At 37.2% G+C, this 21975-nt stretch carries 15 protein-coding genes; 6 read left to right on the top strand and 9 right to left on the bottom strand.

Annotated elements, in window-relative coordinates; genetic code table 11:
- Positions 1-32: 32 nt before the first annotated feature.
- From ACQ65V_RS14285 to ACQ65V_RS14245, 9 genes are all read right to left on the bottom strand, one after another.
- Entirely contained in the window at positions 33-509 is a 477-nt protein-coding gene (locus ACQ65V_RS14285) for a hypothetical protein (RefSeq protein ID WP_430468445.1), read from the bottom strand.
- Positions 510-511: 2 nt separating this feature from the next.
- The gene (locus tag ACQ65V_RS14280; protein WP_430468444.1) at positions 512-2122 is read right to left on the bottom strand and encodes a class I SAM-dependent methyltransferase; all 1611 of its coding nucleotides are present in this window, start codon (positions 2120-2122) and stop codon (positions 512-514) included.
- A gap of 79 nt (positions 2123-2201) precedes the next feature.
- Positions 2202-4613, bottom strand: a complete 2412-nt coding sequence (locus tag ACQ65V_RS14275; protein WP_430468443.1) for an alpha-ketoacid dehydrogenase subunit alpha/beta — start codon at positions 4611-4613, stop codon at positions 2202-2204.
- A gap of 154 nt (positions 4614-4767) precedes the next feature.
- Complete coding sequence (locus ACQ65V_RS14270; protein ID WP_430468442.1) at positions 4768-7614, bottom strand: metalloprotease; 2847 nt, start codon at positions 7612-7614, stop codon at positions 4768-4770.
- On the bottom strand, positions 7611-8885 hold the full coding sequence (locus tag ACQ65V_RS14265; protein ID WP_430468441.1) for a T9SS type A sorting domain-containing protein: 1275 nt from the start codon (positions 8883-8885) through the stop codon (positions 7611-7613). The genes ACQ65V_RS14270 and ACQ65V_RS14265 overlap by 4 nt, the downstream gene beginning before the upstream one ends.
- A gap of 24 nt (positions 8886-8909) precedes the next feature.
- Positions 8910-9599 (bottom strand): TIGR00730 family Rossman fold protein, encoded by a 690-nt coding sequence (locus ACQ65V_RS14260; protein WP_155087826.1) that lies wholly within the window; start codon positions 9597-9599, stop codon positions 8910-8912.
- Positions 9600-9765: 166 nt separating this feature from the next.
- Complete coding sequence (locus ACQ65V_RS14255; protein WP_155087825.1) at positions 9766-9933, bottom strand: lmo0937 family membrane protein; 168 nt, start codon at positions 9931-9933, stop codon at positions 9766-9768.
- Between the two features lie 122 nt (positions 9934-10055).
- The gene (gene uvrA, locus ACQ65V_RS14250) at positions 10056-12884 is read right to left on the bottom strand and encodes an excinuclease ABC subunit UvrA (protein ID WP_430468440.1); all 2829 of its coding nucleotides are present in this window, start codon (positions 12882-12884) and stop codon (positions 10056-10058) included.
- A 201-nt stretch (positions 12885-13085) separates the two neighbouring features.
- A complete protein-coding gene (locus ACQ65V_RS14245; RefSeq protein WP_155087824.1) occupies positions 13086-13436 on the bottom strand; it encodes a hypothetical protein in 351 nt (116 codons plus the stop codon).
- 1778 nt (positions 13437-15214) lie between these two features.
- Between ACQ65V_RS14245 and ACQ65V_RS14240 the strand changes: the two genes are divergently transcribed.
- The 6 genes from ACQ65V_RS14240 (at position 15215) to ACQ65V_RS14215 (ending at position 21901) form a co-directional block, all read left to right on the top strand.
- The gene (locus ACQ65V_RS14240; protein WP_430468439.1) at positions 15215-17887 is read left to right on the top strand and encodes a hypothetical protein; all 2673 of its coding nucleotides are present in this window, start codon (positions 15215-15217) and stop codon (positions 17885-17887) included.
- A gap of 5 nt (positions 17888-17892) precedes the next feature.
- Complete coding sequence (locus ACQ65V_RS14235) at positions 17893-18480, top strand: hypothetical protein (protein ID WP_430468438.1); 588 nt, start codon at positions 17893-17895, stop codon at positions 18478-18480.
- Positions 18481-18652: 172 nt separating this feature from the next.
- Positions 18653-19474, top strand: coding sequence for a hypothetical protein (locus tag ACQ65V_RS14230; protein WP_430468437.1), 822 nt, complete (start codon positions 18653-18655; stop codon positions 19472-19474).
- 134 nt (positions 19475-19608) lie between these two features.
- A complete protein-coding gene (locus ACQ65V_RS14225; RefSeq protein ID WP_430468436.1) occupies positions 19609-20352 on the top strand; it encodes a hypothetical protein in 744 nt (247 codons plus the stop codon).
- Positions 20353-21063: 711 nt separating this feature from the next.
- Positions 21064-21333, top strand: a complete 270-nt coding sequence (locus tag ACQ65V_RS14220; protein WP_430468435.1) for a hypothetical protein — start codon at positions 21064-21066, stop codon at positions 21331-21333.
- 277 nt (positions 21334-21610) lie between these two features.
- Positions 21611-21901 (top strand): DUF2188 domain-containing protein, encoded by a 291-nt coding sequence (locus ACQ65V_RS14215; protein WP_430468434.1) that lies wholly within the window; start codon positions 21611-21613, stop codon positions 21899-21901.
- Positions 21902-21975 lie beyond the last annotated feature (74 nt).

Genomic DNA, 21975 nt, shown 5'->3' with positions numbered 1-21975 from the left:
GAGTTTAAATCAGTGCAAATGTAAACAAAGGTTTATTGTCGTAAGTCTTGTAATTGTAGATTATAATCGTATTGTAAATCCTCATGCAGAACACTTATTTTTTTCTTTATCGAAATGATTTGGCGTTCATAAAGATTGCTTAGCGTTCTATTTCTATGAATAGAAGGTTTAAGCTGGTTTAAGCGTTCGCAAAAATAGAGTAGGAGTTCTACTTCAGTTGTTTTTTTATTGGAATACCGACTGTAAACTCTTATTTGCCTCAATATTTTCCGGATTGTTTTTTTCATGTAGAAATAACTGTCCGTATTCATGCCTTCAAATAACTCGTCTAATGTAGATTTTACACTAGCGATATAGCCATCTTCATCATGGGATTCAAACAGTAAATAGGTGAGTAATGCTTTGTTTTCTTTCTTAAATTTTCCTAGACGTAAACATAGTGCCAACAGGTCTTCCTTTGGTAAGTGCTGAAGCTCTTTTTTTATGGTGACGATAGATTCAATCTTCATATCTATGAGGTGCCTTTTAAAAGGTTAATACTAACCGTAGCCAATTCACTATCTGGGAATCTGGCAAAGTGAGCATCATCTGGTTCTAAACCTGAAAGCTCTGCTATTTTTCTAAACACATCAACCTCAACAATGTACTGATCGCTATAACCATGTGTAGCATCGTAAGCAGTAGCTGCAGTTTTTCCTATATTTTTTGAGACCAACTCAGGACTAATAGTATGTAGTTCTATAATTAAAAGTCCAAATTTTTCTACGTAGGGTTTCCATTTGCTCAAATGTTCTAATAGAGAGGCTTCTACATCATTATTGCTCAACCTACTCCCTTTTGATGCATAAGCACCAGTGGAATCACTTATAATGTTATGGTCGTTTTTTGGTGCTTCCCACACACGATTGTGGTCTAAAAATGTTCTAACGTTTAATAAATCGAGCAAATCAATATTATAATCTTCCTTCAAATCTGAAGCCAAAAGATCTGGCCTTCCAATATCTCCCCAAATGACTTTTGCCCAAATATCTGCTTTTATTAAGTTGGCTCTTGTCACTTTTAAAGCGGCTTTGTTAAAATCTGCACCCACCAAAAATAATGGATGATCATCCAATAGTTTCCCTCTTAAAGTTTGTTGCTCTATAACATTGAAAATATGCTCTATAAACGCTCCATTACCACAGCCCATATCCAAAATGCCTTTGGGTTGCTCGTCAATGGGTCTGTTGAACAAATCGATAATGACTTCATCTATGACCTTAAAATAAGTGGCATGGGCACCACCACTTCCCCAAACATTCATTTCGCGATGTACATGTATTTCGGTATCGCTTGGTGAGTCTGTTTTTAGAACCAGAGGATTGCCAAAGATAAGTTCATCTAGATGTAAAAACGTTGGAATGTAAGACACGGTTACTCCATAGGCACTGGCACGTTTCGCAAAGAACAAGCCTTTATCGGTGAATTGATAAGTATTCTTTTTTTTGTTAAACCAGCCTAAATGGGCTAAGAAATCAAGTATTTTCTTAAAGCTCTCAGGGTTTTTATGATATTCTTCAGCCGTAAAGGAAGCTTCCATAAAGTATTTATGAAAAAGGCCGTTAACACCTAATAGCACAATAATAGGACCTGCGATAACTCCTTCAATATGTTTATAGATTTGGTATTCTATGGAATCTTCATTAGAAATATTGAGACCGTAATTGGTTTCAAATTTTTTAAAGATGCGCTCTAAAACTATAAAAGCATCTGTACTGATCATTTTTTCATCGGCAAAACGATCAGAGTACTTAAGTAAATTAACGGCATCTTCATATAAACCAACCAAACCAAAGGCTTTTTCAGAATTTGAGTTTGTGGTATAAATAACAGTGTTATTCTTATTATCCAATTGCTGATCTAACCACCCTTGAGAACATAAAACACGGAGCGCGACATTGAGATAACCCTCATTGGCATTAAACATTTTGGACAAACTGTGTAATGCAACACTTTTGTTTTCCAATAGGTGATTTAGAATGCCCTTTTTGTAAAGCGAATATGCTGAAGTTGACGTAGCAATACCGTCTAAGTGTCTAAAAATAGTACTCCTCAGTTTGGTTTTATCTGATTTAGTAAGCATGTATGATTGGTTTAGCTATAAATATAAAAAAACCATCACGTATGTAATGGTTTATATAAAAATAATATAGTTTGATTTGTTACCTCAATTTCGGAAAATCACTAGGACTCATTTCGTGCATCACATCATATACAGCTTCAAAAACATCTTCAGTAGAAGGCTTAGAGAAATAATCTCCGTCAGATCCATAAGCTGGTCTGTGCGGTTTTGCCGCTAATGTTCTTGGTTGGCTATCTAAATACTGAAAAGCGTCTTGAGTGTTCAATATATGATCTAGGATATACGCTGAAGCTCCACCTGGCATATCTTCATCGATAACCATTAAACGATTGGTTTTTGCTACACTTTTTACGATGTCATGATTTAAATCTAGTGGCAATAAAGATTGCACGTCTATAACTTCGGCGTCAATACCAACTTCCAATAATTCTTTTGTCGCTTGCTCAACAACCCTAACTGTAGAACCATACGAAACTAAAGTAATGTCTGTGCCTTCTTTTATGGTTTCAACAACACCGATAGGTGTTTTAAACTCACCAATGTTATTTGGTAATGGCTCTTTTAGACGGTAACCGTTTAAGCATTCCACAACAAGCGCAGGCTCATCACTTTCTAAAAGTGTATTATAAAAACCAGCTGCTTTTGTCATATTACGTGGCACCAAAATATGCACACCTCTTATCAGATTTAAAATGCCTCCCATTTGTGAGCCTGAATGCCATATACCTTCTAGACGGTGACCTCTGGTACGAACAATCAATGGTGCTTTTTGTGTTCCTTTTGTTCTGTATCGAACAGTCGCTAAATCGTCGCTTATAATCTGCAAAGCGTACAATAAATAATCGAGATACTGAATTTCTGCTATTGGACGGAGACCTCGCATTGCCATACCAATACCTTGCCCAACTATGGTTGCTTCTCTAATTCCGGTATCAGCGATACGTAGCTCACCATACTTTTCCTGTAAACCTTCAAGCCCTTGGTTAACATCACCAATATTACCAGTATCTTCACCAAAGATTAAGGCTTCAGGGTATTTACCAAAGATTGCATCAAAATTATCACGTATCACCACACGACCATCAACTTGCTCTGGTTGGTTGCTATATGTAGGTTTAACTTCTTTGATGTGAATGGCGGCAGATTCCGTTTCGTTTAAAAGATCAGAGCTGTATTTTGGTTGTACTTCGGCAAAGTAATTTTCAATCCAATTGAGTAAATTTTCTTTGGCTTCCGAATCTTCATTAATTACATAACGCAATGCTTTTCTGGCTGTGGAGATAACATCTTTGCGATTAGGTTCTCCAATAGCATCTAAATCCTTAACCAACTTCTCTATAAATACTTTATTGGAACTTGTATTGGCTAGATTGGTCAACAAGGAAACAGCTTCGTTTTTCTCGCTTATAATTGGTTTTAGATAATTAGTCCAAGCCGCTTTTTTTCCATCTCTAACTTCTTTCTTAATGGTTTTTTCAAGTTCAGAAAGATCCTCTTCAGTAGCAATATTATGAGCTATCATCCAATTGCGCATTTGAAGATTACAATCGTATTCTCTTTCCCAAGTTAAACGTTCTTGGGATTTATAACGCTCATGCGAACCAGAAGTAGAGTGACCTTGTGGTTGTGTTAGTTCTTGCACATGAATGAGTACAGGAACATGCTCTTCTCTGGCAATTTTACCTGCCATTTCATAAGTTTCGATAAGGTTGACATAGTCCCAACCTTTCACTCGTAAAATCTCGTAGCCGTTATTGTCTTTATCACGTTGAAACCCTTTCAGGATCTCAGAAATATTTTCTTTGGTGGTTTGATGCTTAGCATGTACTGAGATACCATATTCATCATCCCAAACACTTATGATCATTGGTACCTGTAATACACCTGCAGCATTGATGGTTTCAAAAAATAAACCTTCACTGGTACTGGCATTACCAATAGTTCCCCAAGCGATCTCATTACCTTGATTTGAAAAATTGGTGGTGTCAATTCCTTTTACATTTCTGTATATTTTAGAGGCTTGTGCCAATCCTAAAAGCCTTGGCATTTGCCCGGCAGTAGGCGAGATGTCTGCGCTTGAGTTCTTCTGTTTGGTTAAATTTTTCCAGTTACCGTTTTCGTCTAAACTATGTGTTGCAAAATGGCCTCCCATTTGGCGACCAGCAGACATAGGCTCTTGCCTTAAATCGGTATTGGCATAAAGACCCGCAAAAAATTGCTCTATAGTGAGTTCTCCAATGGCCATCATAAATGTCTGGTCTCTATAGTAGCCAGATCTAAAATCCCCATTTTTAAAAGCTTTTGCCCAAGCCAATTGTGGAATTTCCTTGCCATCTCCAAAGATGCCAAATTTTGCTTTACCAGTTAAAACTTCTCTTCTACCCAAAAGACTACATTCACGACTTGTTACGGCAAGCTTATAGTCATTTAAGACTTGAGCTTTAAAATCTTCGAATGTAATTTCTGTTTTAATGTCAGAATTGGTCTTCATATGGCGTTAAAATTGGTGTGGCAAAAATACTGAATTACGATGGTTTTTGCAATAGCAAGAAATGTTATAATTCTATAATATTCTCAAAAAACCAACCGTTATTTCATAATATATTCAAAATAACACAAAAAATCAACTTTTTAATAAGAATCTTTTAATACCATTTTCTTCTAAAAAGACCCAATAAAACTTGAGGATCTACAGAAATTATAAAACGAATGCGTTGGTCATAATTGGGTTGAGCAATTTCCCATCCAAGACTAGAATAAATAGGAAAGTAGAGTTCTAAATAATCCTCAACAAGGTTGAGTCTAATACCAGAATCGTAAACGAATTTTGCTGGACTGAATTTGTTCTTCACCAAACCTAAATCACCATAAGCATGGATGTACCTCCAGATGGAAGTGCTAAAATTGGCTGTGGTCATCCATTGATTGGCAAATTGGGTTTCCAATTTGGACTTAAAACCTCCTTCTGCAATAATGATTTGTTGACTAAAAATACCAGCATCTTCTGATCGACCTAAGTAGTTGAGGTCAAAAAGATAATCGGTTGGTCTGTCCAATGCAAAACTGAAAAAATTGGAATTTGGATCTGTGTTGTTATCCAAAAATACGCCAGCGTATAGCCTAAGATTAATATTCCGATTGCTTTGGGTCAATTTTCTAAACTCATAATTAACAGACAACTTACTGAACTTATCCGCTATTTGAAGATCCGTGTTAAATCTAGAAAAGTTGATAATACCTGGATTGGAATGCGTATACCTTAAGTTAAATACACCATAATCTGGCTCATCCAATTCTTCAATTATAGCGTTATTTCCTAACTCTCTACTAATACTTACATAACGGGCTGTGATTCTGTCTACTTGGTCTTTTCTAAAATCGCTATCGTCTCTAAAAGAAAAGGTCAACGAAGGTCTAATCCTTGTAAAAAATGCATCTTGAGCAAAAGACTGATAGCCTGCTGATAGACCGTAGGTAATATCAAATAAATTTTGATTTTCTAAGTTATGCGAATAGAACACACTAAAACCACCCGTGAGTGTTTTAGATCGTGTTGCGTACTGCGGTGAAAACTTATAGTTCAAGCGTTTTCTTAAAATGGTTTTATTATAAACTTTGGTTCCCAATGTAAGCCCATCATAGATATTATTAAACTCTACAAGTGGCATAAAGAAAACCTGGTTGTAGTATGGGTCCTCTATGTCTTTAAACAACCTAAATTGCAAAGGTTTGTTGTTTATAAATGACCCATTGGCTGATTTGTAATTATCACGTTGGTTAAATTCTGGGACCACATTATCGTAGTCTAAAACAAATTTGTCTACGCTGTCCTTGCTCACAGTGATGGTTTTAGACCCTTTTATGTTTTCTACCCATTGCTTTCCAATAACAGAGTCATTACTCAGTTTAAATAAAGAAATAGGCATTGTATTATCACGCTTATTCTTAATGGTTAATTTTATGGAATCACCCAATGTCTCTATACTGTTTATTTTAAAATCGATCTTCTTTCGAGTGCTTACATAATCTGTAAAAAACCAATCAATATTCTTACTGGTTTTAGATTTTAGAAAAGATTCAAAATCAGATATGCTTGCGCGCTTTAATTTATTTTGCTCTAGAAATTCGGTGATGGTTTTGGATAAGTCAATGTCTTCAGAAAACTCATCCAAATAGTTAAGTCCTACGCCAGCTTTATATTTACCGGCAATATTGGCATTAAATTTAATTAATGAGTCTTTAGAAGTGGTTAAAGGCTGGTCTCTGTTTTTTCTGGCGATTTCCATAGAGTAGAGGAAATACTGAAAATTAAAATCTAAATCCGCCCCATGAAACGCCCTTAGGCCCCAGACATCTGATAAAGTTCCAAATAACTTCATATCGGGATAATACGTTTCAACATATTTTATCATAAAATATACTTGCAAACCTTCACTGAGCCAATGTTCTTTTCTTGGATTCAATAAAAGGACGTTGTCGATATATTTTTTTAGCGAGGTCTTTAGTAGTTTCAATTCATATTGAAACTGATCCGGAAATGGTCTCAGAAAATCAGGAAGCTGATTTAGTCCATACAATGGATCTTTGTTATAGTCTATAGAAGATACCAACAATTGCTTATGAGGATATTCTCCCAAATTTTCAGCTAAAAATTGTGTGATTCTATCCGTTAATATCGCCTTATCACTGCCTGGAAGCCCTTTTTCGTTAATATTGGAAATAAGAATGAGGTCGTCGGTTTGTACAAAACCGTAACGTGGAAATTTGTTTAAGGATAGATAGGTGTCCACTCTGTCTTTGCCATGAAGAATTGTGGTTTGCTGCCTGCTTTCAGTATTTGGGTTCATGGCAATCACATCCAATTCTGATGTGGCTCTGTAATTAAGTGGATGGGTGAGCGTAATGGTTACGTCTGCTTTTGGCACATACAAATCGTCGAGATTCTTATTGCTATAATAATGCCACTCTCCATCAAAAACTGCTGGAGTAATATACCAATGCTTTAATTCAAAATCTTTAGTCTTAGTGAAGCCATAATCCGTAAAACTTGCATCAGGTATAACAAGAATATAACTCAGGTATATGTTGTAGGATGCATTTGGTTGTAATGGCTCAGCTAGATGAACCTTAATAACATCAGGATGCGATTTTAAATACTCAAAATTAAGATTAGTGTTATTAACTTGGTCTTTAATGGTAGTAATAAGTGTAAAACCACGTTCCTCACTTTTTGCCAGATGAAATTTAGTGCTGAACTCTTCTTCAAAACGTTTGGCTAACGGAGTGGATTTGTTTGAGAAGCTATTGTTCCAATCGTGGAGATAAATCTCTTTTAAAACCGTATCCGATTCATTTTTGTATGTAATGGTTTGGGTTATGGATATGGTTTTGGTTTCTACATCTGCAATAGCATTAATATCAATTTTATTCTGAGCTAGTGTGACTGCACAAAATAGTAGAAAAGCAATTGATATGAGAAACTTTTTAATCAACGTGAAATAACAAATTTTATAGGTTTAGTTTGAGGTTTAGAGAAGCCAAGAAAATAAATACCATTGCTTAAGTTAGTTGTGTTAAAAACTTGTCGCGCACTTGAGTTGGTTTGAAAAGTTTCTACCACTTGCCCAAGGGAATCATATATATTCAACTCTTGATTAAAAAGTTTAAATGAATTTATGTATATAATTAATTCTGAATCTATTAACGTCTTTTCTAAATTGTAATTTACTGTAATTTCAGAATCACCTAAATCAGATAAAGTAACGTTAGCTTCTAGACTGAGCGTTACAGGTAAATGGTCACTGAAATTGTGAAGCGCATCTCTTATCTCAAACGAAAATTCAGAGCCAGGTACGGCACAATTAGACGAATTAATGGCGCTGTTATAACATGCCGATAAGCCATTGTTGCCATACACTTGGTATGAGTCTGCCACATAGGTTATGTTGGCTGTGCTCAATATGTTTTCTGAGGTTAAGATAAAGTCAAAACGATCATCAAAACCACCTGTTGTACCTCCCATGCCAGATTGTGTTCTGGTGGATTGCGTAAAGACATCCACAAAGTTTGGATTATTATTCCAGCTCCCTACACGGTCAGCAGGATCTGCAAACGTTATGTTGTTAGTGTCTTGTAATAATTGCTGAAAAGCGGGCTCACTGCCTGTATACAGGTTTAGGTCACCGCCCAAAATAACATTCGTGTCGCTGGGAAGCGTATTTAGATATGCATCTAGATCCAAGACCATTTCAAACCGACGCTGTGCATTTACGGTGCCACTAGAGGCCTTTAAATGACAGACTATGACATAAAATTCAACAGGATTTATATCTTGATCGATGGTATTTAACTGAAGTCTGTACACATTAAAATCTCTCAAATCCGTTGGAACAATGATTTCTTCTTCGAGTATAAACTTGGTACTGTCGTAATATAATAGGTTCTGTAAATCATTCTGGTCGCCAGTAGTATCATCAGAGGTATTTGAAACATAAGTGGCCATTTCAAAATTAGGGTTTATAGCTGTTCTAGTTATATTAAGAACAGTATTGGCACCAGTAATATTGTTAAGCTCGCAAACTAAAAACAAATCAGGTTGGTAGTCTGCCAATATAAACTCTAGGTCGTCCTCGCGATTAGGTACGGCATCCTCAAGAGGGTAGTTGAGTAGATTATAGAACATGACCTTAAATGTCTCTTGTGCAGAAACATTTAAACTGCTCACAAGGCAAACCGTTAAAAAACTTAGTATCTTCTTTTTCATAATTTGGGATGCAGTAGTAGTTTTCTAGAAATTAGGGCTTAAGCCATATTCCTTGTAGAAATCGTTGAGGATTTCTATAACTTCATCAGCTGTATCTACAAGATGAATTAAGTCTAAATCCTTAGGGCTAATGTTGTTATTGGCATTTAATAATGTGGTTTTTACCCAATCCATTAAGCCTCCCCAAAATTCCGTTCCGACCAAAATAATAGGAAACGTTTCAATTTTATGGGTTTGTATAAGCGTCATGGCTTCAAAGAGCTCGTCCAAAGTCCCGAAACCTCCTGGCATCACCACAAAACCTTGGGAATACTTTACAAACATAACCTTGCGCACAAAGAAATAGTCAAAATCTAGGCTCTTGTCTCTGTCAATGTAAGGATTATCGTGCTGCTCAAAAGGTAGTTCAATATTTAGTCCCACTGAAGTACCTCCAGCTATATGTGCTCCTTTGTTACCAGCTTCCATAATACCTGGACCACCACCAGTGATAACTCCATAGCCATGCTCAACAATTTTTTGAGCCATTTCCTCAGCCAATTTGTAGTATTTATGGTCTGGTTTTGTACGTGCAGAACCGAATATAGAAACGCAAGGGCCTATTTTACTTAGTTTCTCATAACCATTTACAAACTCACCCATAATCTTAAAAATAGCCCAAGAGTCGTTTGTTTTTATTTCGTTCCAGCCTTTATGTTTGCTTTCTTTTCTCATATTTAATAATTAAATGTCCTCTCAATATAAAAGCCATACGATAATATGGCTTTGTCTTCATTAACACCTCCAAATTTAAGCTAAAAAGAGAGAAATAGAAGTGAATTAACAAAAAAAAGCGCATGGAACTTAATCCATGCGCTTTAGTATTTTATGATTGTCTACTTTATAAAGGTTTTCTACCAGATATAATATTATACAATATTATGATTATGGCAATTACCAATAGAATGTGTATTAAGCCTCCAGTTCCAATTCCCGGAACTATGCCCAATAAACCTAATAACCATACAATAATTGCAATTACCGCTACTAGCCAAAGAATATTTTTCATAATGTTTAATGTATTTGTTAGTTTAATCTAATGTACACAATTAGGAGCATATAATTGCGATATTTGCATTAATTGAGTTAACAAAATTAGTATTTAGGCTATTTTTTGTCTAAACACTGAGATTATTGCAACTCTTTTCTTAAAAATTGAGCTGTATAGCTCTTTTTGTCTTTTATGATTTGCTCAGGCGTACCTTTAGCAACAACCTGTCCACCACCTTTTCCGCCTTCGTAACCAATATCTATTATATAATCTACAGTTTTGATAACATCTAGGTTGTGTTCAATAATGAGAACGGTATTACCTTTGTCTACGAGTTTGTTGAGAACCTTCATTAAAACTCTAATATCTTCAAAATGAAGTCCAGTGGTAGGCTCGTCTAAAATATAGAAGGTATTGCCTGTATCGCGTTTACTTAATTCCGTCGCTAGCTTAATACGCTGAGCCTCACCACCAGATAGAGTGGTGCTCTGTTGCCCTAAAGTAATATAGCCCAGTCCAACGTCTTTTATGGTTTTAAGTTTTCGGTATATTTTTGGAATATGCTCAAAGAAACTAACAGCTTCATTAATGGTCATATTCAACACATCGCTAATGGATTTACCTTTATACCTAATTTCTAGGGTTTCCCTATTAAAGCGCTTACCTTGGCAGGTTTCACACTCAACATAAACATCGGGTAAAAAATTCATTTCAATAACACGTAAGCCACCTCCTTGACAGGTTTCACAGCGGCCACCAGCCACATTAAAACTAAAACGACCAGGTTTGTAACCGCGAATCATCGCTTCAGGAATTTGTGCAAATAACTTACGGATTTCGTCAAAAGTCTTGGTATAGGTCGCAGGATTGCTTCGTGGAGTTCTACCAATAGGAGATTGATTAATGTCAATCACCTTGTCAATATGCTCTAAGCCCTTAATGCTTTTGTATGGCATTGGTCGTTTAACACCATTGAAGTAATGTGCATTCATAATAGGGTAGAGCGTTTCGTTGATTAAGGTAGATTTACCGCTTCCTGAAACACCAGTAACACCAATCATTTTCCCTAAAGGAATCTCTACATCCACATCTTTTAGGTTGTTGCCTGTACAACCTTTAAGCACTATCTTTTTGCCATTGCCTTTACGACGTTGTTTAGGGACTTCAATTGCTTTGGTGCCATTGAGGTAGTCTGCAGTAAGGGTATGATGCTTCAATAATTCTTTTGGTGTGCCTTCACTAATGATTTCACCACCATGCTTACCGGCAAAAGGCCCAATGTCTATCACATGGTCGGCACGTTCTATCATATCCTTATCGTGCTCTACAACAATAACCGAATTGCCCACATCTCTCAGGGAAACCAAGGAATTGATCAGTTTTTCATTATCGCGCTGATGTAATCCAATACTCGGTTCATCCAAAATATAAAGCACACCTACCAATTGAGAGCCAATCTGTGTTGCCAGTCGAATACGTTGCGCTTCACCACCAGACAAGGATTTAGAACTGCGATTTAGGGATAGGTAGGTGAGCCCTACATCCAATAAAAACTGTACACGATTCTTTATTTCCTTAATAATCTCTGCAGATATCTTCTGTTGTTTTTCTGATAGTCTATCGTTCAATCCTTCTAACCATTCACCCAATTCTACCACATCCATTTTTACGAGGTCAGCAATACTCTTGCCATCTACTTTAAAGTAAAGGGATTCCTTACGCAGTCTAGAACCGTTACATACCGAACATTCTACCTTATCCATATAATCCTTTGCCCAACGCACTAATGACGTGGAATTAGACTTATACTGACTTTCTATAAAGTTAGCCACACCTTCAAAATCGATGTTATACTCACGCTTTACGCCCAAAGTTTTACTCTCTACCGAAAAGCTGTCCTTACCACCATATAGAATCACTTGTTTGGCTTCTTCGGGAATGTCTTTCCAGGCGTCATTTAAGGTGAAGTCAAAACGTTGTGCTATGGTATCAAACTGTTTAAAGATCCAGCTTTTCTTTTCTGGGCCATGTGGCGCCAAAGCTCCGCTTCTTATAGACAGCGTTTCATCAGGAACTAATTTCTTTTCATTCACAACATACAATTCACCAATACCATTACAGTTAGGGCATGCTCCTTTAGGTGAGTTGAACGAGAAGTTGTTGGGCTCTGGATTAGGATACGAAATACCAGACGATGGACACATTAAATTTCGGCTAAAATAGCGTGGCTCGTTAGTCTCTTGATCAATCACCATCAGCACATCATCTCCATGATACATGGCTGTATTGATGGATTCCATCAAGCGCTTTTCGTTGTCTTGTGTGTTATCAATCTTTAGACGATCTATTACTATCTCTATATCGTGGGTTTTGTAGCGATCGAGCTTCATGCCTTTTTCAAGGTCAACAATCTCACCATCGGTACGGACTTTTACAAAACCTTGTTTGGCAATCTGTTCAAATAGTTCGCGATAATGCCCTTTACGCGATCGGATAACTGGCGAAAGGATATTGATGCGCTTTCCGTTAAAGGCTTCAAGAATAAGCTCCTTGATTTGCTCATCGCTATAACTTACCATTTTCTCACCCGTTTCATAACTGTAAGCATCCGCAGCTCTAGCGAATAATAGCCTCAAGAAGTCATAGATTTCTGTTATGGTGCCTACTGTAGAGCGTGGTGATTTGCTGGTTGTTTTTTGTTCTATGGCAATAACAGGAGATAGGCCATCAATCTTATCAACATCTGGGCGCTCTAGGCTCCCTAAAAACTGACGTGCGTATGCCGAAAAGGTTTCGATGTAGCGACGCTGCCCTTCTGCATAAATGGTATCGAAGGCCAATGACGATTTTCCACTACCAGAAAGCCCAGTAATAACTACCAGTTGTTCTCTTGGTATGCTGACATCTATATTCTTAAGGTTGTGTACGCGTGCTCCTTTTACTTCAATGGAATCGTCGAAATGGCTCATAAATGGTGTTACTCCTTCTTTTATTTTAGCAAAGGTTCTCCCGTGCCAAATTGGCTTCGGTGAACGAAGGTGCAAAGGTACAATATTTAGTTGTTAATTTAGTGTGAAGGTTTACTCCATAACCTATTAAGACTTGGAGCTATAGCACAAAAAAAGCCTTGAATAATCAAGGCTTGGTGTTTTTCTGTTTCACAGCACAGTTTATGCTTTTGTGGCCATCTCGCCTGCAGCTATGGATTTATCATAATTGGCTTTGACTTCGCTTACGAATCCAAAGAACTTAGAACCATCCTTTTTCTTAAGTATCACGTACGTGTTGTTGTTTTTGTCAGTAATAACTTCATCGACAACTACTGTATTACCGTGTACACTTTTATAATTGGCTACTTTACCACGTTTAGATAATATATTCAGTTTAGGGAACTTTATATAGTTGTAAGATGCTCCATCTTGGGCGTTAATAACAAGTTCATCACCAACTTTTGGTTCGGTCTGTGCACTTAGCATAAAACAAAATCCGAAAAATAATAGCGTAAAAAATAGTTTTTTCATAATTAAATCGGTTTACATTAAGAATGGTATAAAAATATTAAGAAAAACTGAATTTTGCAATGCCTTTAATGCTTTCTTAACATCTATGTTTATGGGCATTTTAGCTTCGTAATACCATGGAATTTTTTAGTTAAACCTATGAAAAGGTAATGCCTCACTTTAATCGACACCATCAAAGGTTGACTTTTTTGTAGGAAAAAACGTTGGTTGACACGGATATGACACGCTTATGACACGGGTTAGATATGGGATAGACATGCTTAAAATTGGGGTCTGAAATTTTTGGATTTTAAGACTTTATCATTAGCTTACTTTTTTTGCATTGCCCAAAAAAGTAACAAAAAAACTCTAGGCCTTGGATTTTCGGCGGTCTTGCTACAAATCGATAACTAAACAAAATGAACTCGCTTAGGCTCAGACAGCATTTTGTTTTACGTCATCTTCTTTGAGCAGACACTCGCCTGCCAAATCCGAGGGCCATTATTGGATTTGTAAAAGCATGATAATTTATAAGTATTTAATTTTACTATTTAATATGACAAAGCTGATTTGATAAGGTTGAGGTTCTTGATATTTGGATACCTACGTATTGTTTAAATGGTAATTAAAATTGTGCAGACCTGCTAAATGCAACGCTAAGGTTAGTGAAGTGTTAAATCATTGCTAAATCTTTGGTTTTAAAGGTGTTTGTGTCGTCCAAATCGCAATTGATACCGTACCTTTAGTAACACCAAATTGTATTTACTATGAAATTACTACATAAGTTAAAAAATAACATATCAAGATTCCGGCGAGGATCATCTTCAAACAGTCAAGGCACTGAGGGTGCAAAACCTAAAAAATTGATTACAAAAGGGTTTTCTAAAGACGAAATTGCTTTTATGTTTATTTAGGTTGAGGCTTCTTTTTTGAGGACTTTTTACCGTTATAACAGTTATTGTGAAACTGATTTAGGTGGGTGAGGTAATCTGCCTGTCGGCAGGCAGGTCTCATTGTTATGCGTTACCATTTATAATACTGCTTAGTCATATATCACTTTACCACTTCGATGCCTTGGCATCCTCGCAGTGACATCACAAATAGAAGTTAAGAAACAATAATGTACTTGAAATTCCGACAGCGTCGGAAACAACGATTTTCAGAAGTAATGAGCCAGTAATAAGGTTAATACCTCAATAAAGAGTTGAAAATAAAGTTATAATTATTGCAAGGAACATTAATGTATTAGCGAGTGGTGCTTTAGCAACTTCCTATAAATCGTTTTGAATTTTTGCTTCGTTTTGTTTCAAGACAAAATGAAGAGAAAAACAAAAATCCCACAGCAAAATTATACATTAAACCGCTAGATTCCGTATCAAGTACGGAATGACAAATGAAGAAAGCAGAAATACAACAAGCAAATCAAACAATAAAATAAATGACCGCGATGATAAGGTATAGCCATAACGGTAGTTACCATCGATTTTTGTTTCCTCCTTCGCTTCACTGCATGTTTTACGCTAAATGATCGAAGGTCGGGAGTTAGGACTCTTTTTGGGGTGTTCGTTTCCTTTATGAGACTGCTTCGTCGCTCATGCTTCGCTTCTCGCAGTGACAGTAGAAATTATAATTCACTATAGGGTTCAATGGTGTATGAAAGCACTCTTGATGCGCTTGCCAATAGCGAGTTTTTCGAATCAATGCTTCACTTCTATTACCAAATATACCTTCTATTGGGTATGGTTTGCCATGATGTCCATTCCTAATTTTGAACATCAGTTAACCCACACTCACGGATTATGAAAACTCTATTAAGCATTTTACTCATAGGTTCATTCTTATTTGGCTCCGCCCAAAATGATTTTATGCCATTTTCCACAAAAGCTTTTTTAAAAAACGATCCTGATTGGACGCAACAGTTTTCTGCACCAGCGACTAGCTATTCTAAAACAGATGCTATTATCAATAACGCCGAAATCATTAAGACCTACTATAAGCCTGTGAAAGGTGCAACATCCATGCGGATTTATAATAAACGCCTCAAAATCCTTACGGAAGGTTTTGCGGATGTTTTGAGTAATTACAAGTTTGCGTCACCCATAATAGCCATGGGCAAGGAATATTTATATCAGAAAGCCGAAGAAGCTGTTGAGGCGAAGGTAGCAGTCGAGAAATCCAAATTCAGGGATAATATTAAATCGGCATTTGATGCCAGTATTGCTCGGAAATTAAAGGCAAATCCTAATGTGTCCTTTGATGAGGCGGTTACTAATTTTTCAGAACAACTGGAACAGTTTTCCGAAGCTTTAAACCCAGAGGACTATGAGATTTTGGCGCCTATTGTAGATCAACAAAGTTTAAAGTACATTAAGGAGAATCGCGATTTCTTCGAAACTAAATTCAAGGCACAAAAGGATGATGTTGACGCGTTGGTGTCCAAAAGTCAAGAGGAACTATCCATGGCCTTTGATGCCAAAATGCAAAGCTTTGAGCACAGTGTTAAAGCCTTTGATAAAAAATTACTCGAAGGTATTAAAGAGAATGCCGAGAGTTTGGCAAAATTCAATGCTGAGGTAGAACGCAAGTTTAAACAACTCGACAAGGATGTTAAGGATATGCGGTCTGATATTATGGAGAATGAAGTACAGATTGCTTCCAACAAAAAACAGATAGAAACCAATAAAGGCAACATTGCCTTGATTTCGAAATTACAAGCCAAGAACGCTGATTTAATTAGTGACAACGCTTTTAAAATTGGAGTGATTACCGATGTGCTTTACGATAATGCAGACATTAATGGTAAGCTAAAAATTTTAGACCTAAAGTATAAAGGGGATACCAGTAATGAAGCTTATAAATCTGCCAAAAAAACCTTAGAGAATATACAGACCATACAGACCTTTCAGAACTACCTGAACAATGCAGGCGATTTTGTTGAACTGGGACAAAATTTGGGGCTGTCGGACAAGGATGCCCAAAATGCCAATAAGGCTATTGCCTTAGGAAATGTGCTCATTAATGGAACTATGGCATTTTATGGTAATCCTATGGCTGGCATTCAAGCTATTAATGGAGCTTTTGCGCTATTTGGTGGAGGAGGAGGAGGCGATCCTCAGTTTGATGCTATTATGGCTGAGTTTGCCAAAATCAACGCAAAGCTCGATGAGATGAACGAAAAGCTAGATGTCATCAATGAGAATATATTGGAACTGCGACAATTGAACGTGGATTTATTTATAGAAAACCAAAAGCGATTCACCAAGATTGATGAAAAACTCATCACCATAGAAAACAAACTAGACCGTATTACACAACTGTTTTATTCTTCAAAGGTTGAAGGCTTAAGGATTGAAAATGTTTCCACCTACAAAACCACTTACGATAGGGTTAGGAATGCAACTACTTTAGACCAATTGCGTAACATATACCAACAAAGTAACGAGTTTAAAACTATTGTAAAGATTGTGTACGACAACACCGTGTTTCAAAGCAGTATGAGTAAGCCATATTTACACTTCAATAGTTTTGATTCCGAAAATACCTGGGAAAATGATATATACCTACCTATGTTACGAATGATAAGAGAAGTGTTTCCGAAAATCAATATGAATGATTTAGAGTATTCCATAGTCAACTTAGAGGCTAATATGGCCATTCCGAGATTGAATACACTTTATGAGGAGGAAAACGTCTTTAAGCAGAACTTACCTGAGGCATTGGATGTTTTAATTTATCCGCAGTCGCTTTTAACCTTAACCGAGTTTGCGAGTTTGGTAGAGCCTTATCTTTATTTTTATGATTCGGATCATGGTGATAATTTCAACATTCCGGAAACAATCAGTATTAATCCTGTACTAAAAAACGAGAATACCAAGATTAAGTTTGAGCATATCCTTTTGGAAAACCGAAAGGCGATAGCGCAGACCAATATCATTTCAGGTGCTGTATTACTGCCTTATTTTAAAAAGCATATCGTGGAGAAGGGTTTTAACGCCTCGCATAAATCTACCATTTACAAGCTGTTGCAATCAGATAATGTGTACCTAAAATTAAATCTCGCCAATTACATCATCAATACCGAACTCACTCTAGAAACACAGATAGCGCAATTGTATGATGTCCTCAATCAAGCGGATTATGACAAGGCATTGCAAGCGGTAAACACCATTAATAAAGATTTCAATTTTGAGAATACCTACTTTAAGCTCAGTCTGGTAGGAAAAGCGCAGAACTTTAGACCTGTACTCACCCTAAAGCCAAGGAATATTGACGGTATAGATGCTTCAAAACAAGAGTTACACCTACCGTTGCCTTCCTTTGAGTATATCCTAGAGCAGAAAGTTCTGTATCCGGAATACCTGCAAGGTCTCCTAGAAAATGAAAACGTCCTCATTAATAAAATTGCCAAATATGACATTATTAATAAGGTAGGGCGGATAGAAAAATATAAGAATTATATCCATTTAAATTAAGCATTATGAAAACACTAAACACCATTGTATTGACCCTGGCCTGCCTGGCTTTGGTATCCTTTACGGTAAGCGAAACGAATACAGCACAAGCGAATTTTGAGGATGTTGGCATTATAAAGCAGTCGCTCCTTAAGCCCGTTCAGTTCAATAAAACCCAAGAGGGTACTTGGATCTTGTTAAACGGCCAAGCCATAGACCGAGGGTCGGCACTCTATCAATTGTTAGACGAGAACTTTGACCTCAACATCCTGACCAAAAAAGGGGATACTTATTATTTGCCCAATGCGTCCGGTGCTTTTATAAGAAGCAGTAACGTTAATGGAGTCGGGTTGGATCCTGATCAAAACAGGTTGGTGGGTTCTGTGCAGTCTAGCGAGGTCGGTCCACACCAACATAAGATAGATTACCCTTTAGAGCAGTCTCCTTGGGGTACCAATGTAATGCCAGACGGAGTCTGGGGACATTATCCAAACAGGGTAAATGCTGGTTTTAGCCAGGGTAGAGGTAGTAAAACCAACACCAAGACCTTAAGCACTAAGGAAACGCGTCCTGTAAATATTACGATGTACACCTATATAAAAATTGACAACTAAATTTTTTTCCTACCTTTAAGGAGGTTTTAATGTACCGCCTCCTTAAACGGTATAGGACCACATAATTCGTTGTTGACTGCACGGAACTGTAAAATTTACCCAGTGTTGGGTATGTACAGCATTGGTGCTTATTGTTATATTTAAACTATTAACCAACTAAACTATACGGATTATGAAAATTAAATTATCATCTCTTATCTTATTATTCATTGTAGGATTACTTCAAGCACAGACTGATCAAATATTGCAAGACAAAGTCTATCGATTTAAATTTGGAACGGAAATTACCGAGTGCAAGGCTGATGGTAAACCTATTTTGATAGTGGCAACAGGAGCACCTGCCGGAGCGGCCCCTAGCGTTCCTAAGACAAAGATTGCAGAAAAGGACTGGAAATTTGAAATTGATAAAGTACTGGGTGATAAAATCGTTATTACCTTTATTAACTGGAAAAATGATAATGAAGAGAGTCTCTTGTTAACGCAACGCAATAATAATTTTGTCCTTGATGATAATAATGATAGAAGATATTTTTTCCTTTCGAAAGAGGACTTAAAAAGTTATGCAGAAGTCGTACCAGCTTTTATAACTATTGAATTTGGTACTGTTACCATCCCTATAAAAATTAGACCAGGTAATGGTGATAATGTTCCTTTGGATTTTTATGGCAATTTTAATGCTGGAGTTGGATTGAATTTCAAAATTAATAAGTTCGCCAGTCTATATTCAGGAATAAGTATTACTTCCGTTCCTGTGGATAGCGAGACTACAAATGGCAATATTACTTCCGCTACCAATGCGGCAGCATTAACGCCAACTCTTGGTCTCATTAAAGAAGTGGGTAAAGTGCAGGTAGGGGTTTTTGCTGGTTTTGATTTTCTGTCGCGCGAATTGGGCAAAAACTGGATTTACCAAGGTAGACGTTGGTTTGGTATTGGAGTAGGGTTCAATATTTTTAGTGTCAGTTCTGGTAAAGAGAATGCGGATCCTCAATAATTATTTTAGGTTAAATGAAGAGACCTGCCTGCCGGCAGGCAGATTGCCGCGCTCGCAATGACAGTTACTTTGATGTTCTAATACTAAAGTCACACGTTTAATTCCGGCCTCGGGTCGGACTAAAACCTTATATCATGTCACAGCAACAACAAAAACTCGCCTATAAAGTGGGCGACATGCTCAATGTTAATTTTCAGGATGAAAAGTCACCTTGGATTACAAGTTCTAAAACCCTAATGAAGTTAATAGGCATTTTAGGCATGCTCTTGCCCATACTTATCTATACCTTCCTTGTTACCAGTGCAGGGCATACGGAAGTATTGGAATCCATCAGTCATTATTTCTATACGCGCTCTAACCCTATATTTATAATTGTTGTGAGTCTTATGGCGATATTCCTGATGATTTACAAGTACAAAGAGCCTATCGACTTTTATTTGTCATTTTTTGCAGGTGTAGCCGCGCTTTGTGTGTTGTTGTTTCCGACCGATAGTATTGTAGATGCCTGTAATGGCTTATGCGGTGGGCATACCATTGCCTTTTTAGAAGATGATAAGTTTAGGGTTGGATTTCATTATGTAAGTGCAGCCGTATTTTTAGGGATATTGACCTATATGTGTTTTTTCCTGTTTACAAGGTCTGATAAGATGAAACCCTTACGATCTACACAAAAAAATAAGCGTAATATTATTTATATTGTTTGTGGGTGTTTAATGACTCTAGCACTGGTTGTTATATTTCTGGGCTTTTTAAAAGTAATACCAGATGATGTGTATAGAGCCCATAAGCTTACCTTTTGGATGGAAACCTTGGCCGTTGAAGCTTTTGGGTTTTCTTGGTTGGTGAAAGGTGAGTTTATTTTGAAGGATAAGTCGTAGGTTAATAAGATTACGACCGTCATTGCGAGCGAGGACGCAGGAAGCGGCAACCTGCCTGCCGGGAGGCAGGTCTCATTCTTGTGTCCGTTACCATTTATAAGATTGCTTTGTCACTTACTTCGGCAAGCTCAGCACATCGCATGCTTCGCTTCTCGCAGTGACGGTTGTATTTGTACGGTTCTTTAATAACAAGAGTGAGACTGCTTTTGTGGTTAAAGGAAAAAAGAGTGAGATCGCTTCGTTCCTCGCGATGACGTTTCAATTGGTGTTTCTCGCTCGCAATGACCCTTCGACTTGTTTCATAAGGTACTTTCAATGAAAATATATTTTCATTTCAGTAATGCTTGGGGCAGGCTGCCAAATGAATCTAGACTACTGATAATTTTTCCCCTATTCATTTTAGTTCCTGCTATTTCTATTTTAATAAATTGGAAGTCATGAATGCTATCGCATTTGCCTTGATGCACTACTGAGTTTAAAACACTGTTTTAAATGAAAGTATATTGCGTAGCAAAACCAAAAAATCAAAACGATTTATTAGGAAGTTACTCATGGAATTTTATTGCTTAAATCGGAATTCGTGAATGCTGTCGCATTTACCAAGGTACCATTCGCTAATGCATTATTGTGTATTGCTTTGATTTTACTTCTAGCTTCAATCCTTGATTCGAATGCAAAAGGATAATATGTGCTCATTATTTCTGAAAATCGTTGTTTCCGACTGTGTCGGAATTGGATTGGGTCACTGTATTATTTATGGCTTTTGGTGAGGTTGTAATCGCTTTTGCTATTTTGCCGATTAGCAGGTCTTTTTATGTGTTTGTTTTCTTGGGTGAGACTGCTTTGGGTTTGCTTGGTGCACTTCGACTACGCTCAGTGACCACGCTCAGTGACCACACTTCGACTACACTTCGACTACGCTCAGTGACCACGCTCAGTGACCACGCTCATTGTGACACATCGCAACATGCCTCCCAGTGATATTTCAAATAGCAGTTAAGAAACCATAATGCACTTGAAATTCCGACAGCGTCGGAACCTGCTGTGAGCAGAAATAGTGAGCTGTATGCCTATTGTCTCTTTAGAAAATCAAGTATTGGATTAAGTGTAACGTTCAAACCTTAAAACATGAAGCACTAGAGTGAACGGTACTAGTAATTTCCTCTTACAGCAAAGCACTTTTTTGGTAGCTTTTTTGGTGCTTCAAAAAAGTACGTAATTTCACTACATTTACAAGGAAATATAAGAAGCATCAACAATGCCCAAAAACAACTCCCTTACTGACGCTATACAAAAACTCATTCAAGCCATACTAAAAGCTTTAGGTCATAACACCACAAAAACCCGTACCTGGCACCAACACGTCGTACCCTACGAAGACGGTTGGGCCGTACGACGCGAAGGCAATCAACGTATTACCTCTAAACATCGAAAGCAGAGCACCGCCATACGCAAGGCGAAAACCATTGCCAAGCGTAAAAAGGCGGATGTGGTCATTCATCGTGAGAGTGGTGGGATTCGGGATCGGATTAGTTATCGGGAGGAATGATAGAACCGTTATATTTTAATGTTACTGTTACTGCGAGGCAGGAGTCTTATAAATATTACTGTCATTCCGAGGAA

This window comes from Winogradskyella ouciana (genome assembly GCF_965284585.1).
GTDB lineage: Bacteria > Bacteroidota > Bacteroidia > Flavobacteriales > Flavobacteriaceae > Winogradskyella > Winogradskyella ouciana.
The sequence above is the reverse complement of the archived record's forward strand: the minus strand, read 5'-3'. Positions and strand labels throughout refer to the sequence as shown.